Genomic DNA, 14,235 nt, shown 5'->3' on the forward strand with positions numbered 1-14,235 from the left:
ACCTGCAACTACCCAAGGACCTGCCGCGCTCTCGGGCCTGAGACAGAGACGGAGAGAGTGACGCTGGGGGAGCCTGCTTCACTCCCCCCCCTGGTGGGATGAGGCGATCGGCGCGCTCAGCGTCGTCCACCGCGGCCACGCAGCGCGCCAGATGCCGGAAGGCCCTCACCCGGAGACCCGACACGTCCGTCCACAACCTCCCGAGACGGAACGACCAACGGGCAAAATGGCCTCATGGCAAAGCTGTCCGTACGATCAGTCCGTCGTACGCCCTCTGGTTCGGTGCTGTCGTTGTGGTCACAGAACTCCGTGTTGTCGATCGGCTCAGTGGGATCGGTGCTTTCCGTGGGTTCCGTCGGTTCTGCCTTGTCGGTCGGCTCGATCGGAAGTGCCCTGTCGGTCGGCTCGATCGGTTCCTCCCTGTCGTTGATCTCAACCGGGTCGTGGCTGAGTACAGGATCGTTGTTCTCCGCGCAGTCGCGGTGGTCGGTGCTGTCCTGGCGCTCCTCTCGCGGTTTCCTGGCCGCGGGAGCGGTCGGGGCAGCGACCGGAGGCGCCCTGCTGTTGGCCCACATGCTGCACAAGACCGACACCGGCACCCGATAACCCCGATGGGGTTGAGAGGTTGTTTCGCTCGGCGTTTCAGCCCGGAATGAGTGCTCGGTGTCGTTATGCGCGAGGTGCACACCGGGTGATGGTGATGCACATTCGAGACCGTCATGACCACGCCGGCCCTCCAGGCCGCGTGACCGCACCTGTCACCCGAACCTGCATCAGCCCCGAGGCCAAGGAAGGGCTGGTGGCTACGTCGGCGCCGGCCCTGACGCAGTACCTGGCTCGCCGGCTCCGGGAAGTGGTGGAACCCGACCTGAAGACCAAGACGGCCGAGACGTACGCCATGCACGTGCGGCTCTACATCGTGCCGGGCCTGCGGTCTGCGCGTACCAGCACGATGACGGAGGGACTGGTCTCGGCAAGCATCTCGGGAAGCAAGATCCGAAGTAGTTGCTGTACTTCGCTGCTGTGCGACACGCCAAAGCCCCGGTCGAGACAACCCGACCAGGGCTTTGAGCTGCGTGGACCTGAGGGGATTTGAACCCCTGGCCCCCTCGATGCGAACGAGGTGCGCTACCGGACTGCGCCACAGGCCCTTGCAACGAGTGAAACTCTAGCATCCCGATCGGCGTGCTTGGAAATCCGTTGCCGCTGCTGCCTGCGGGCGAGGATGCCAAGGTCGTTCCGCTTCTGCGCGCTCCGACCCCGGGTGCCCCGAGCGCCCGCTCGGGGGCTCCGAGGGCTCGGGGCGCGTCAGTGAGAGCTGGTCACTCGTTGGCCGCGCGCGGGCGCTGCCCGTCCTCGTACTGGTCGAAGAGCGGCGTACGTCCCCGCTCGCGCGCCCGGCGCGCGGAGGCCGCGCGGCGCGCGTCGGTGCGGGCGGGCGCCGTCGACTTGTCCTCCGCGCCGGGCTCCTCCTCCACGGCCTGCTCGGGTGCAGCGATCGGCTGCACGTCGTGCTCCGGCACCACGGCGCTGGAACGCGCCGAGCTCCAGGCGTCCGGCGCCCCCAGGTCCACCTCCGCCGTCGCACGTGGCGCCACCGGCGCGGTCACGTACGTCGGCAACGGCACCGGCACCGGGTCCCAGCTCTCCCCGTGACCCGGCCTGCGCTGCCGCTCCCGCTGCTGATCGACCCATTCGGCGTGGTCCGTCTGCTCGACGAGCGCGCGGCGGTCCGCGGCGAGTGCCGACATCCCGGGGTCGATCTCCGGCTCGGCCCCGCCGTCCGGGTCTTCGGCCTCGGCACGGTCGTCCGGGCCGACGGACGTGCGCCGGCGCGGTTGACGCTCCCGCAGGCGCTGCGCCGCGACCTCGGCCCGACGGCGGTCCATCTGGTACGCGAAGCGACGGCGCTCCTGCCGGCGCAGGTAGCCGATGTAGGAGCTGAGGAGTACCGCGGGTGCGGCCGGCGCCCAGAGGAAGCCGAGCCCTCCGACCGCCGCAACGATGGCGCCGCATGTGAAGGCGAGGAAGAGCATCACGGTGGTGCGCCGGCGGCGCGCGAGCACTTTGGAGCGCCGGGCACGCGCTGCTGCCGCCTGCGCGGAGGGAGTACGCCGAGGGTGCGGCACCCGCTTGCGCTCCGGCTCGACGTCGGGACCGGTCGCCGGCTCCACCGCGGGGGCGCGCTCCGGCTCGGCGCGATCCTGCGCCCGGGCGGGGTCCGAGGGTGTCTCCTGGGCGAAGGTCGGAGGCATGGCGAAGGACCGGACGTCCACCGAGTCGGTGGCGGCGTCCGATGCGCCGGCGTCGCACTCCCCCTCGTCGGCGGAGCGCGCCTGCAGGTCCTTGGCGTACCGGCGCTCCATGCCCGCTCGTCCGGACAGCAACCGGATGGCGGTGCTGAAGCGTTCCGTCGGACGGGCCTCGTTCAGCTCGTCCTGCCTACGGAGCCACATCGGCACCAAGTAGGCGGCCCAGGCCCCGACGATGACTGCGTAGATGAGGCCGCTGCTGCTCACGCCTCACACGGTAGAGGGGTTTGCGCGAGCCCATCCGCCAATTGGGCCGGTGTGTCGCACGATCTGGCTGATATTTCGAGCTTTTTTTGCGATCGATGCGATCACTAGCCCGTCGGAGGCGCTAATTCAACGCCCCGAGACGGTCATCAGGCGATTAAATTCGAACGTTTATTCAATTTCTAGGCCGGGCCCGGATTCCCCGGCGTGTTCTGCGGGTCCCGGGGCGCTCCGCGCTGGTTGCGCGGCGCGCTCTGCGCCCGCATGCGCCTCCAGCGGTTCATCAGCCCCTCGGGAACCTCCTCCGCGGTGAGCGCGAACACGAGGTGGTCCCGCCAGGCACCGTCGATGTGCAGATAGCGAGGGCGCAGGCCCTCCTCGCGGAATCCGAGTTTCTCCACGACCCGGCGGCTCGGCCGGTTCTCCGGGCGAATGCAGACCTCGATCCGGTGCAGGCCCACGGTGCGGAAGCAGTGGTCCATCACGAGCGCCACCGCCGTCGGCATCACTCCGCGACCGGCCACGCCCTCGTCCACCCAGTAGCCGATGTGCCCGGAGCACATGGAACCCCAGGTGATCCCGGCGACGGTCAGCTGCCCGACCAACTGCCCCTCGAACTCGATGACGAAGGGCAGCATCCGTCCCGCGTTCGCCTCGTGCCGCAGGTGGCGCACCATCTGGCGGTAGGTCGGCCGGTGCGTGATGGGCCCGCTCGGCGTGGGCGGAGGGATCGTGGCCTCCCAGGGCCTGAGCCAGTCGCGGTTGCGCCGGTTGACCTCGCGCCAAGCCCGCTGGTCGCGCATCCTTATCGGCCGCAGGACTACGTCGCCCTCGGCGAGCACCACCGGCCAGGAAGGGCTGTTCAGCTCGCACCCCCACCATGTCTGGAGCGATCCTCGCCACCGTGCGCGGGCTCCCCGGCCGGCCGCGGGTGGTCTCCGCCGCGGATCTGGTCCACGACGTGTACCAGCAACGGCTCCAGGACGGCCAGACCGTCCCGGACCCCACCCGTGGAACCCGGCAGGTTGACGATCAGCGTTCCGCCGGCCACCCCCGCCAGGCCGCGCGAGAGCACGGCCGTGGGTACCTTCTCCCGGCCGAAGGCCCGGATCGCCTCCGCGATGCCCGGCACCTCGAAGTCCAGCAGCTCCCGGGTGGCCTCCGGGGTGCGGTCGGTGGGCGAGACGCCGGTCCCGCCGGTGGTGACGATCACGTCGTACCCGGCCTCGACGCCGGTCCGCAGCGCGGCCCGGACCGGGTCGCCGTCCGGGACGACCCACGGGCCGTCCACAGCGAACCCGAAGCTCTCCAGTCCCGCCGCGACGAGCGGACCGCCCCTGTCCTCGTACACGCCCGCGGCGGCGCGGTTGGAGGCGGTCACGACCAAGGCGCCGTACACCGCGTGCAGAGCCCCGCCCGTGGGGGCGTCCCCGGTCACGTCCGGCTCCAGTCGCCCGACTTGCCGCCGGTCTTCTCCTCCACCCGCACGTCCGTGATGACCGCTCCCTTGTCGACCGCCTTGACCATGTCGATCACGGTGAGCGCGGCGACGGAGACGGCCGTGAGGGCCTCCATCTCGACGCCCGTGCGGTCCGTCGTCCTCACCGTGGCCAGGATCTCCACGGCGTCGTCCGCGACCGACAGGTCCAGTTTCACACCGGACACCGAGAGCGGATGGCACAGCGGGATCAGATCCGGGGTGCGCTTGGCGCCCATGATGCCCGCGATTCGCGCCGTGGCCAGGGCGTCGCCCTTGGGAAGACCTTCACCGCGCAGCAGCTCCACCACGCGGGGCGAGACGAGGACACGCCCGCTGGCACGCGCCGTGCGGGCGGTCACGTCCTTCTCCGATACGTCGACCATGCGGGCCGCGCCCGCCTCGTCGATGTGCGTCAGTCGGTCCTGCGTACTCATGATCGTGGGCGCTCCCGGTCCGGGCCCGGTGCGGTGCGGCGCGCGGGCCTGTTGTGCGCGACACGGTACCGCCATGCCGCGCGCGTGAGCGGCCCGGGACCCGCCGTCCCGGCATACGGGCACGCGCGCGTGCACTCAGCCGAGCAGAACCACCTCGACCTCGGCGCCGGGCTCGACGGACTCCACGTCCTCGGGGACGACGATCAGCGCGTCTGCGTGCGCCAGCGCGGCCACGAGATGCGAGCCGGCGCCGCCGACCGGGCTGACCACCCCGTCGTCGTAGGCCCCGCGAAGGAACTGCCTGCGACCCTTCGGCGAGCTCAGCGCCCTGTCCGCGGCCAGCGTGGCCGTGGTGCGCGGGCGGTGCACGTCCTGAAGTCCCATCAGGGTGCGGATCGCGGGGCGGGCGAACAGCTCGAAGGAGACGTACGAGGACACCGGGTTGCCGGGCAGCGCGAGCAGCGGTGTGTGGTCCGGGCCGATGGAGCCGAAGCCCTGGGGCTTGCCCGGCTGCATGGCCAGCTTGCGGAACTCGATGCCGCTGCCCGCCTCGTCCGCGTCACCGACGTGGGACAGCGCCTCCTTGACGACGTCGTACGCCCCCACGCTCACCCCGCCGGTGGTGACCAGCAGGTCCGCGCGGATGAGCTGGTCCTCGACGGTGGAGCGCAAGGTCTCGGCGTCGTCGGCGACGGCCCCCACGCGGTAGGCGAGGGCGCCGGCGTCCCGGGCCGCCGCGGTCAGCGCGAAGCTGTTGGAGTCGTAGATCTGGCCGCTGCCGAGTTCCTCGCCCGGCTGGACGAGTTCGCTGCCGGTGGACAGCACCACCACGCGCGGGCGCGGGCGCACCCGTACCGAGCCCCTGCCGATCGCCGCGAGCAGCGCGATCTGCGGCGGTCCGAGCACCGTGCCGGCCTCGAGGGCCCGCTCCCCCGCCTTCACGTCGCTGCCCTCGGCGCGCACGTGCGCACGCGCCTCGGCCGGCCGGTACACGCACACCTGACCGGCGGCACCCTCCGGCGCCAGACTGCGCGCGGTCATCCCCCTCACCGGTCCCTCGCCGAGCCCCCCGTCGGTCCACTCGACGGGGACGACGGTCTCGGCCCCGGGCGGCAGCGGGGCGCCGGTCATGATGCGGGCGGCCTGACCGGGGCCCACGTGGAGCAGGTCGGACTGGCCCGCCGCGACGTCCCCGACGACCTCCAGGACCGCCGGGAACTCCTCGCTCACGCCCGCGACATCCGCGACCCGCACCGCGTAGCCGTCCATGGAGCTGTTGTCGAACGGCGGCAGCGAGACCGGGACCGTGACGTCGTCGACCAGGACGCAGCCCTGGGCGTCGAGCAGTTGCAGCTCGATGGGGTCGAGGGGGCGGACGGTGGCGAGGATGTCCTCCAGGTGCTCGTCCACCGACCACAGGGGGTCCTGACCGGTGGTTCGGGGCGCGGCGCTGCTCAAGGTGGCTACATCTCCTCGGTGACGTAACTGCGAAGCCAGGTCCGGAAGTCCGGTCCCAGGTCCTCACGTTCGCACGCGAGTCTGACAATGGCCCGCAGATAGTCGCCGCGGTCGCCGGTGTCATAGCGGCGCCCCTTGAAGACGACGCCATGGACCGGGCCGCCGACCTTCTCGTCCTGCGCGAGCTGCTGGAGGGCGTCGGTGAGCTGGATCTCGCCGCCGCGGCCCGGCTCGGTGGTGCGCAGTATGTCGAAGATGTGCGGGTCGAGGACGTAACGGCCGATGATCGCGTAGTTCGAGGGGGCGTCGGCGGGGTCCGGCTTCTCGACGAGGCCGCTGACCTTGACGACGTCGCCGTCCTCGGTCTCCTCCACGGCGGCGCAACCGTAGAGGTGGATCTGCTCGGGGGCGACCTCCATGAGCGCGACGACGCTGCCGCCGGCTTGCTCCTGGACCTCGATCATCCGCTGCAGCAGAGGGTCGCGGGGGTCCATGAGGTCGTCGCCCAGCAGGACGGCGAAGGGCTCCTGTCCCACGTGCGGTGCCGCGCACAGCACGGCGTGGCCGAGGCCCCTGGGGTCGCCCTGGCGGACATAGTGCATGGTCGCGAGGTCGCTGGACTCCTGGACCTTGGCCAGTCGCTCCGAGTCGCCCTTCTTCTCCAGGGCGGACTCGAGCTCGTAGTTCCGGTCGAAGTGGTCCTCCAGCGGGCGCTTGTTGCGCCCCGTGATCATGAGGACGTCGTCGAGACCGGCGGACACGGCCTCTTCGACCACGTACTGGATCGCCGGCTTGTCCACGACCGGCAGCATCTCCTTGGGCGTCGCCTTCGTGGCGGGCAGGAACCGCGTGCCGAGGCCTGCTGCGGGGATGACAGCCTTGCTGATCCTGGGGTGGGACTGGGTCATGGCGTCACCATATCCGGTGCCCTTGGAGGGGATTGCGCCTCTCCGCAACCATGACGGCTCATATGAGCACACTGAAAACGGTACGGGAGCCACGAGTGAACAACAGCGGACCTGCGGCTGATCCTGGCAAGCGGATGTTGCGGCGGGAATTCCTCTCGATGAGGAACGGGTTGAGCGCCGCCGATCTGCAGGAAGCGGCCGGCGCCCTGGCCCGGCGCGCGCTGGAGCTGCCCGAGCTGGCGCGGGCGCGCACGGTGGCGGCGTACGTCTCGGTGGGGAGTGAACCGGGAACGCTCGCGCTCCTGGATGCGCTGCGCGAGCGGGGCGTGCGCATTCTGCTGCCGGCGCTGCTGCCCGACAACGACCTCGACTGGGGCGAGTACGCCGGGGAAGGCTCCCTCGCGCGCGTCCGGCACGGCGGGCGGATGGCCCTCTTCGAACCCGCAGGCGAACGCCTCGGCCCCGAGGCTGTGACCACGGCGGACGTCGTCCTGCTGCCGGGGGTCGCGGTCGACGCGCGCGGCATGCGCCTGGGGCGCGGCGGGGGCTCGTACGACCGCGTACTGGCCCGCCTGGAACGCGCGGGCGCACACCCTGCGCTGGTGGTGCTGCTGTACGACACCGAGGTCGTGACGAGCCTCCCCGAGGAGGCGCACGACCGACCGGTGCACGCCGTGGTGACCCCGACGAGGGTGCGCCGCTTCGGGGGCTGAGCGCGGCCCGCCGCGCGGACCCGGTGTGCGGACCCGGTGTGCGAAAGGGGCCTGCACGCTCGCGTGCAGGCCCCTGACTCACCGTCGGCTCACGGTTTCAGGACGAGGGCGTCACTGGTGCCGTCGTCGACCGCCTGCGGGGAGAACGACCAGGGAAGCAGTTCGCCCTTGGCCCACTTTCCGGTCTGGTCGGTGTAGTGGGCGCTGTAGGCGTGCCCGGAGGCCCCGCTGAGGTTGATCCACTTCGACTTGTCCATGTTGTCGAGGTTGACCACCATCCGCATCGACGGCACCCACACGACGCCGTAGCCGCCGGCGGCGTTCCAGCCGGTCGCGTCGACCGCGGCCTCACCGCCGCCGAGGTTCCACGGACCGCGGTTGAGCACGTACTGCAGGGCGCCGGGGCCCTCGGTGCCCAGGGTCTGGTTCTTCAGGAACAGCCGGTGCAACCGGCCCCAGCTCCAGGTGTCGATGTCCTTGCCGAGCCTGGCCGTGAGTTCCCAGCGGGCGTCGATCATCGCGCGCTTGAACAGTTCGTCCCGATTGTGCGCCGCGGGCCGGGTGCCCGACCTGGGCGCCGTCCACCAGTCGCTGTTCTCGTCGTCCATGAGGTTGCGCACCACCTCGAACCAGCGGTCGCCGCCGTCCGGCTGCGCCTGGTCGGCGTCGCGCTGACCGCACTCGCGCACCCTCTTGGTGTCGTCCACGGGCCCCGTGGTGTCGACCGGGTCCACCCACAGGCACTGGCCCTCGACCCGCAGCTCCTTGGGCAGCTTGTTGCCGAAGGCGAGCTTGAGGATGTTGCGCCAGACGGAGTTGAAGTAGGCGGCCGCGGCCGAGTCGGCGTCCTGGGTGTAGTCCCAGCCCTCCAGCAGCTTCTGCGCCTGTCGGACGTCCTTGTCCCCAATGTCGATCTTGAGCAGCGACGGCACGAGCAGCTTGGCGATCTCGCTGCTGTTGTCGAGCTGCATCTGCCGCATGTCCTCGGTCGAGATCTTGCCGTTGCCCTTGATCTTCTGCTCGATCAGGCCGTTGATCCGCTGGCTGCGTGCGCCGTAGCCCCAGTCGGTGGTGAGCGTGTAGGGGTAGTCCTTGCCGGTCACGGCCTGGTTGGCGGTGACGATGTAGCCGCGCTCGGGGTTGTACTCGTAGGGCAGCTCGTCGAAGTCCAGGTAGCCGGTCCAGCGGTACGTGGAGTCCCAGCCCGGCGCGGGCACCGAGCCGTCGTCGCCCTTCGCGCGCGTGGGGATCTTTCCGGGCAGCTGATAGCCGATGTTGTTGCGGGTGTCGGCGTAGATCAGGTTCTGCGAGGGGACGTCGAAGAGCTTGGCCGCGGCCCGGAAGCCCTCCCAGTCGGTGGCCCTGTCCATGGCGAAGACGGCGTCCATGGAGGTGCCGGGGTCCAGGGCGGTCCACCGCAGTGCGATGCCGTAGCCGTCACCGCGGTCGGGGGCGGCGGTGTCGACGGTCGCCTTCTTGCCGACCTTCACCAGTTCGTCACTGCGGTCGGACAGCAGCGGCATCCCGTCCTCGGTCTGGCGGATGACGATCTTCTTCGCGTCGCCGCCGGCGACCTTGATGGTCTCCTCGCGCGTCGTGAAGGGGAGGACCTTGCCGTCGTGGAGGTAGCCGTCGCCGGCGAGCTTCTCCAGGTAGAGGTCGGTGACGTCGACGCCGGAGTTCGTCATGCCCCAGGCGATGTCCTTGTTGTGGCCGATGACGACGCCGGGCATGCCGGCGAAGGTGTAGCCGGCGACGTCGAACCGGCAGGTGCTGGACACGCTGCGGCAGTGCAGGCCCATCTGGTACCACACGGACGGCAGGGAGGCCGACAGGTGCGGATCGTTGGCCAGGAGTGGCTTGCCCGTGATGGTGTGCCCCCCGGCGACGACCCAGGAGTTGGAGCCGATGCCGTTGCCGTTCACACCGACGGCCGTGGGGATGTCGTCCAGCACCTTGTAGAGGCCCGCCAGCTGGCCCTGCAGGGCCGAGGAGGCGGTGCCCGAGGAGGTACCGGCCGCGCTGCTCGTGGACGCGCCCGAGCCGCTGGAGGCGCCCTGCTGTTCGAACGTCTTGGAGAGCCCGTCGTACGTGCCCTCCCGGACGATCGGCCGGTTGCGGTCGTAGGGGTACTGCGGGTACAGGTCGGCGATCTGCTTGGGGCCGAGACGGCTGGTCATCAGGGCGCGGTCGATCTCGTCCTGCATGTTGCCGCGCAGGTCCCAGGCCATCGCCTTCAGCCAGGCGACCGAGTCGACCGGCGTCCACTTCCCCGGCTTGTAGTCGTTGGCGAAGCCGAGGGCGGCGTACTCCAGGGAGAGGTCCTTGCCGTTCTTGCCGTCGAGGTAGGCGTTGACGCCCTTGGCGTAGGCCTGGAGGTACTTCTTCGTGGCGGGGGACAGCTTGGTGTCGTACTCCTGCTTCGCGACCCGGTCCCAGCCGAGGGTGCGCAGGAAGGCGTCGTTGTCGACCTGACTCGCGCCGAACATCTCCGACAGTCGCCCGGACGTCAGGTGGCGGCGCACGTCCATCTCGTAGAACCGGTCCTGCGCCTGGACGTACCCCTGCGCCATGAACAGGTCCTCGTCGGAGGAGGCGTAGATCTGCGGAATGCCGTAGCCGTCACGCTTGACGTCCACGGGGCCGGACAGACCCTGGAGCGTGATCGTTCCCTTCGTCTGCGGGAACGAGGCGCGGACGGTGCTGATGGACCAGTACGCCCCGTACGCGACGCCCCCGATGACGGCCAGCACCAGGACGAGCACGATAAAACGGGCTTTGCGCCCCTTCTTCCTGCCGGACTTGCCGGGCTTGTCACCCGTTGTGGCGGTGGTGTTGGGGGGCATCGCTGTCCTTGCTGTCCTAACGCGAGCGGCAGGCGGTCCTGGAGTGCTGGAGCAACCATAGGCGCAGGGCCCGGTGGCACTTGACGCGGAGTCTGGAACCAGCACGGGCGGACGTTCGACCACTCTCGGGGGAACGTCAAGAAATCGTCAAGAGTTAGGTAAGGTAACGAAGTAGTTGCATGCGGGCGCGCACCACTTCGTGTCCGATATGTGTGTGCACCCGCGCGCGAGGCTCGTGCGCCAGGGAAGGGATCCGCCGCTGACCGTCCACCACCTCAACCAGCTCCTGCTCGTCTGCTCGCTCGTCCTTCTCGTCGCCGCGGCGGCAGTCCGGATCTCGTCGCGCAGCGGGCTCCCCAGCCTGCTCGTGTACCTGGGCATCGGCGTCCTCATGGGCCAGGACGGCGTCGGCAACATCCACTTCGACAACGCCGAACTGACCCAGGTCATCGGATACGCCGCCCTGGTCGTGATCCTCGCCGAGGGCGGGCTCGGCACGAAGTGGAAGGAGATCAAACCGGTCCTGCCGGCCGCCACCGCGCTGGCACTGGCCGGCGTCGCGGTGAGCGTCGGCGTCACGGCCGCGAGCGCGCACTACCTGACGGGGCTGGAGTGGCGGCAGGCCCTCATCATCGGCGCGGTGGTGTCCTCCACGGACGCGGCGGCCGTCTTCTCGGTGCTCCGGAAGATCCCGCTGCCCGCGCGCGTGACGGGCACCCTGGAAGCCGAGTCCGGCTTCAACGACGCCCCGGTCGTCATCATGGTCGTCGCGTTCTCCGCAGCGGGGCCGGTGGAGCACTGGTACGTCCTGCTCGGCGAGATAGCCCTGGAGCTGGCCATCGGCGCGGCCGTCGGTCTCTCGGTCGGCTGGCTGGGTTCCTGGGCCCTGCGGCACGTAGCGCTGCCCGCGTCCGGCCTGTATCCGATCGCCGTGATGGCGATCGCGGTCACGGCGTACGCAGCGGGCGCCCTGGCGCACGGCAGCGGCTTCCTCGGCGTCTACCTCGCCTCGATGGTGCTGGGCAACGCGAAGCTGCCGCACTGGCCCGCGACCCGCGGGTTCGCCGACGGACTCGGCTGGATCGCGCAGATCGGCATGTTCGTCCTGCTGGGCCTGCTGGTCACACCGCACGAGCTGGGCGACGACGTCGCACCCGCACTCGTCATCGGGCTGGTGCTCACCGTGATCGCGCGCCCCCTGAGCGTCGTCGCCTGCCTGGTGCCCTTCCGCGTGCCCTGGCAGGAGCAGACCCTCATGTCCTGGGCCGGGCTGCGCGGTGCCGTGCCCATCATCCTGGCGACCATTCCCATGGTGAACGGCGTCGACGGCAGCCGGCGCATCTTCAACATCGTCTTCGTCCTGGTCGTCGTCTACACCCTGGTCCAAGGGCCCACCCTTCCCTGGTTGGCCCGCAAGCTGCGTCTGGGCCAGGGGCCGGAGGCCGCCGACCTCGGCATCGAGTCGGCGCCGCTGGAGCGGCTGCGGGGCCATCTGCTGTCCGTCTCCATCCCCGAGGGGTCGAAGATGCACGGCGTCGAGATCAACGAGCTGCGGCTTCCGGCCGGCGCCGCGGTCACGCTCGTCGTACGCGACGGCACCTCGTTCGTCCCCATGCCGGCGACGGTGCTGCGGCGCGGGGACGAACTGCTCGTCGTGGCGACGGACCCCGTGCGCGACGCGGCCGAGCGACGCCTGCGCGCCGTCGGCAAGGGCGGCAAGCTGGCCGGATGGCTGGGCGCGGACAACGGGGGCGTGGGGAGCTGAGCCGAGCGCCCCCGGCGCGCGGCTGCCGCGTGGGGTGCGTCGAGTGCGCCCGGCCGGCGCCGAGAAGGCCGTGCGGTGCCCCCCACGCGCGGCGCGCGGGCGCCCCCGAAGGCGCTACGGCGCGGGGCTGTCCCGGACGACGGTCCGCCCTGGCGCCATTCCCAGGCGAACATCCTGATGGTGCTCGTTTTCACAGGCGCGCCATCCACTTTCCCCTGTACGATGAAGGCCGCACCCTGATCGAACCAACTCTGCCTGACGCAGAGCTGGCGCGACCGTATGGCGGCCGGGTCGCCCCCGCAATGGGCGTCGGCATCTACCGCAGTCCGCGCAAGAGGACAGCTCTCGGCGCTCGCGCCCCCTACAGGGGGCCGCGCTACCAGGCGGCAGAAAGGCACAGGCCGTGGCATCCACGGTCACCACCGGGCCCGAGAAGACGTCCGCCGCCCCGCGTCCGGGCTACGGGCGGCTGCTGCGCACACGCGGCGCCTGGACGTTCCTGCTCCCCGGCTTCGCGGCCCGTCAGCCGTTCGCGATGCTGACGATCTCCATCGTGCTGCTGGTCCAGCACACCACCGGCTCCTACGGCGCGGCGGGCGCCGCTGCTGCCGTCACCGGTGTCTCCATGGCGCTGTTCGCTCCCTACAGCGGACGGCTCGCGGACCGCTACGGGCAGCGCACCGTGCTGGTTCCCGGCGTCATCGTGCACACGCTGTCGGGGCTGACCCTGACGGCGCTCGCTCTCTCCCACGCGCCCCTGTGGGCACTGTTCGCGGCGGCCGTGCCGACGGGCGCCTCGGTGCCTCAGGTCGGCCCCATGGTGCGCGCCCGGTGGGGAGTGAAGCTGAAGGGCTCGCGCCTGATGACCACCGCGGCGGCCTTCGAGTCCGTCACGGACGAGCTGACCTTCGTCGTCGGCCCGCTGCTGGCCACCGCGCTGTGCACGGCCGTGAACCCGGCGGCGGGCCTGGTGGCGGAAGCCGCGCTGACCCTGGTCGGCGGCCTGCTGTTCGCCGCGCAGCGCAGCACCCAGCCCGCAGTGCGCATAGACGGTCACGCGCCGGTGGCGCACACCTCCGCCCTACGTGTGCCCGGCGTGCGCGTGCTGATCGTGACGTTCCTGGGCATCGGATCGGTCTTCGGCGGCATGCAGGTCTCGCTCGCCGCGTTCACCGAGTCGATCGGCGAGCCCGGGCTGAACGGCGTGCTGTACGGCGTCTTCGCGGCGGGCAACATGCTCTCCGGCATCGCGTGCGGCGCGATCGCCTGGCGGTCCACACCGCAGCAGCGCCTCCTGATGGGGTACGCGGCACTGGCGCTGACCGCGTCCGCGCTGTGGACGGCGCACTCGGCGCTCGTGCTCGCCGGCCTCGGACTACTGGTCGGCATGTGCATCGCGCCCGCTCTCATCACCGGCTACACGCTGGTGGAGTCACTCGTCCCGGCGGGGGCACGCACCGAGGCGTTCACATGGCTGACCGGCGCGGTGGCGCTCGGCCAGGCCGCGGCCGTCACAGTCGCCGGTCAGCTGGAGGACCGCTTCTGGGGCGGGGCTGGATTCCTGGTGCCGATGGGGGGCACACTGCTCGCCCTGACCACCCTGCTGGCACTGCGCTCGCGGCTGACGGCGCGGCCCGGCGGGCTCACCGTCGCACGTGGCGTCGGTCACCGCGTGCCGGTCACGGTGGACTGATCCGGCGGAATACGTCACTATGGAGCGTCGTTAGCACTCATCGAGTGAGAGTGCCAGGAGGAAGACAGTGCCCACCTACCAGTACCAGTGCACCGAGTGCGGCGAGGGCCTCGAGGCGGTGCAGAAGTTCACCGACGATGCCCTGACCGAGTGCCCCAACTGCGGTGGCCGCCTCAAGAAGGTGTTCTCCGCGGTCGGCATTGTCTTCAAGGGCTCCGGCTTCTACCGCAACGACAGCCGCGGCGCGTCGTCCAGCAGCTCGCCCGCGCCGTCGAAGCCGTCGACGTCCTCCTCGTCGTCGTCCTCCGGCTCCTCGTCCTCGGGTTCCTCGTCGTCGAGCTCGGGCACCTCGACCGGCACCACCGCCGCCTGAGACCGAGACACATCGCTTGCAGACCCTGCCGCCCCGGTCGGCGGGGTCT

The 14,235-nt window shown here is 70.7% G+C and carries 13 protein-coding genes and 1 tRNA gene; 6 read left to right on the top strand and 8 right to left on the bottom strand.

Translation table 11 applies throughout. The annotated features are described in order from the left end of the window. The first annotated feature begins 234 nt into the window (after positions 1–234). Complete coding sequence (locus tag JS756_RS30330; RefSeq protein ID WP_205386459.1) at positions 235–606, top strand: hypothetical protein; 372 nt, start codon at positions 235–237, stop codon at positions 604–606. 85 nt (positions 607–691) lie between these two features. Continuing rightward, a complete protein-coding gene (locus JS756_RS30335) occupies positions 692–1,096 on the top strand; it encodes a hypothetical protein (protein WP_205386460.1) in 405 nt (134 codons plus the stop codon). Here the strand turns inward: JS756_RS30335 and JS756_RS30340 are convergent. The 7 genes from JS756_RS30340 to galU form a co-directional block, all read right to left on the bottom strand. After that, positions 1,078–1,151: transfer RNA gene (locus JS756_RS30340), tRNA-Ala, on the bottom strand. The two genes, JS756_RS30335 and JS756_RS30340, sit on opposite strands and share 19 nt — an antisense overlap. Before the next feature lie 171 nt (positions 1,152–1,322). Further along, the gene (sepX, locus tag JS756_RS30345; protein WP_205386461.1) at positions 1,323–2,519 is read right to left on the bottom strand and encodes a divisome protein SepX/GlpR; all 1,197 of its coding nucleotides are present in this window, start codon (positions 2,517–2,519) and stop codon (positions 1,323–1,325) included. 179 nt (positions 2,520–2,698) lie between these two features. Then, positions 2,699–3,319 (bottom strand): GNAT family N-acetyltransferase, encoded by a 621-nt coding sequence (locus JS756_RS30350; RefSeq protein WP_240204590.1) that lies wholly within the window; start codon positions 3,317–3,319, stop codon positions 2,699–2,701. 59 nt (positions 3,320–3,378) lie between these two features. Next, complete coding sequence (locus JS756_RS30355) at positions 3,379–3,954, bottom strand: MogA/MoaB family molybdenum cofactor biosynthesis protein (RefSeq protein ID WP_205386462.1); 576 nt, start codon at positions 3,952–3,954, stop codon at positions 3,379–3,381. Continuing rightward, positions 3,951–4,430, bottom strand: a complete 480-nt coding sequence (moaC, locus tag JS756_RS30360; RefSeq protein WP_205386463.1) for a cyclic pyranopterin monophosphate synthase MoaC — start codon at positions 4,428–4,430, stop codon at positions 3,951–3,953. The genes JS756_RS30355 and moaC overlap by 4 nt, the downstream gene beginning before the upstream one ends. A gap of 135 nt (positions 4,431–4,565) precedes the next feature. Continuing rightward, a complete protein-coding gene (gene glp / locus JS756_RS30365; RefSeq protein ID WP_205386464.1) occupies positions 4,566–5,888 on the bottom strand; it encodes a molybdotransferase-like divisome protein Glp in 1,323 nt (440 codons plus the stop codon). Between the two features lie 5 nt (positions 5,889–5,893). Continuing rightward, positions 5,894–6,796, bottom strand: coding sequence for a UTP--glucose-1-phosphate uridylyltransferase GalU (gene galU, locus JS756_RS30370; protein WP_205386465.1), 903 nt, complete (start codon positions 6,794–6,796; stop codon positions 5,894–5,896). 158 nt (positions 6,797–6,954) lie between these two features. Here galU and JS756_RS30375 point away from each other — a divergent pair, with 158 nt between their 5' ends. Continuing rightward, a complete protein-coding gene (locus tag JS756_RS30375; protein WP_438817357.1) occupies positions 6,955–7,509 on the top strand; it encodes a 5-formyltetrahydrofolate cyclo-ligase in 555 nt (184 codons plus the stop codon). An 89-nt stretch (positions 7,510–7,598) separates the two neighbouring features. On the opposite strand, the gene JS756_RS30380 is transcribed toward JS756_RS30375, so the two are convergent. Further along, on the bottom strand, positions 7,599–10,355 hold the full coding sequence (locus tag JS756_RS30380; protein WP_205386466.1) for a penicillin acylase family protein: 2,757 nt from the start codon (positions 10,353–10,355) through the stop codon (positions 7,599–7,601). Positions 10,356–10,569: 214 nt separating this feature from the next. Here JS756_RS30380 and JS756_RS30385 point away from each other — a divergent pair, with 214 nt between their 5' ends. From JS756_RS30385 to JS756_RS30395, 3 genes are all read left to right on the top strand, one after another. Continuing rightward, positions 10,570–12,120 (top strand): potassium/proton antiporter, encoded by a 1,551-nt coding sequence (locus tag JS756_RS30385; RefSeq protein WP_307791238.1) that lies wholly within the window; start codon positions 10,570–10,572, stop codon positions 12,118–12,120. Positions 12,121–12,523: 403 nt separating this feature from the next. Beyond that, positions 12,524–13,813 carry an MFS transporter gene (locus tag JS756_RS30390; RefSeq protein ID WP_205386468.1) on the top strand — a complete coding sequence of 430 codons (1,290 nt, stop codon included), beginning with the start codon at positions 12,524–12,526 and terminating at the stop codon, positions 13,811–13,813. 67 nt (positions 13,814–13,880) lie between these two features. After that, a complete protein-coding gene (locus tag JS756_RS30395) occupies positions 13,881–14,186 on the top strand; it encodes an FmdB family zinc ribbon protein (RefSeq protein WP_205386469.1) in 306 nt (101 codons plus the stop codon). The last annotated feature ends 49 nt before the right edge of the window (positions 14,187–14,235 follow it).

Origin of the sequence: Streptomyces actuosus, assembly GCF_016921115.1 — a bacterium.
GTDB classification, from domain to species: Bacteria; Actinomycetota; Actinomycetes; order Streptomycetales; family Streptomycetaceae; genus Streptomyces; species Streptomyces actuosus_A.

Bases quoted from the DNA above. Each gene is read 5' to 3' on its own strand.
- JS756_RS30330 (WP_205386459.1), top strand. From the start codon at position 235: ATGGCAAAGCTGTCCGTACGATCAGTCCGTCGTACGCCCTCTGGTTCG.
- JS756_RS30350 (WP_240204590.1), bottom strand. From the start codon at position 3,319: ATGCGCGACCAGCGGGCTTGGCGCGAGGTCAACCGGCGCAACCGCGAC.
- moaC (WP_205386463.1), bottom strand. From the start codon at position 4,430: ATGAGTACGCAGGACCGACTGACGCACATCGACGAGGCGGGCGCGGCC.
- galU (WP_205386465.1), bottom strand. From the start codon at position 6,796: ATGACCCAGTCCCACCCCAGGATCAGCAAGGCTGTCATCCCCGCAGCA.
- JS756_RS30375 (WP_438817357.1), top strand. From the start codon at position 6,955: ATGAGGAACGGGTTGAGCGCCGCCGATCTGCAGGAAGCGGCCGGCGCC.
- JS756_RS30380 (WP_205386466.1), bottom strand. From the start codon at position 10,355: ATGCCCCCCAACACCACCGCCACAACGGGTGACAAGCCCGGCAAGTCC.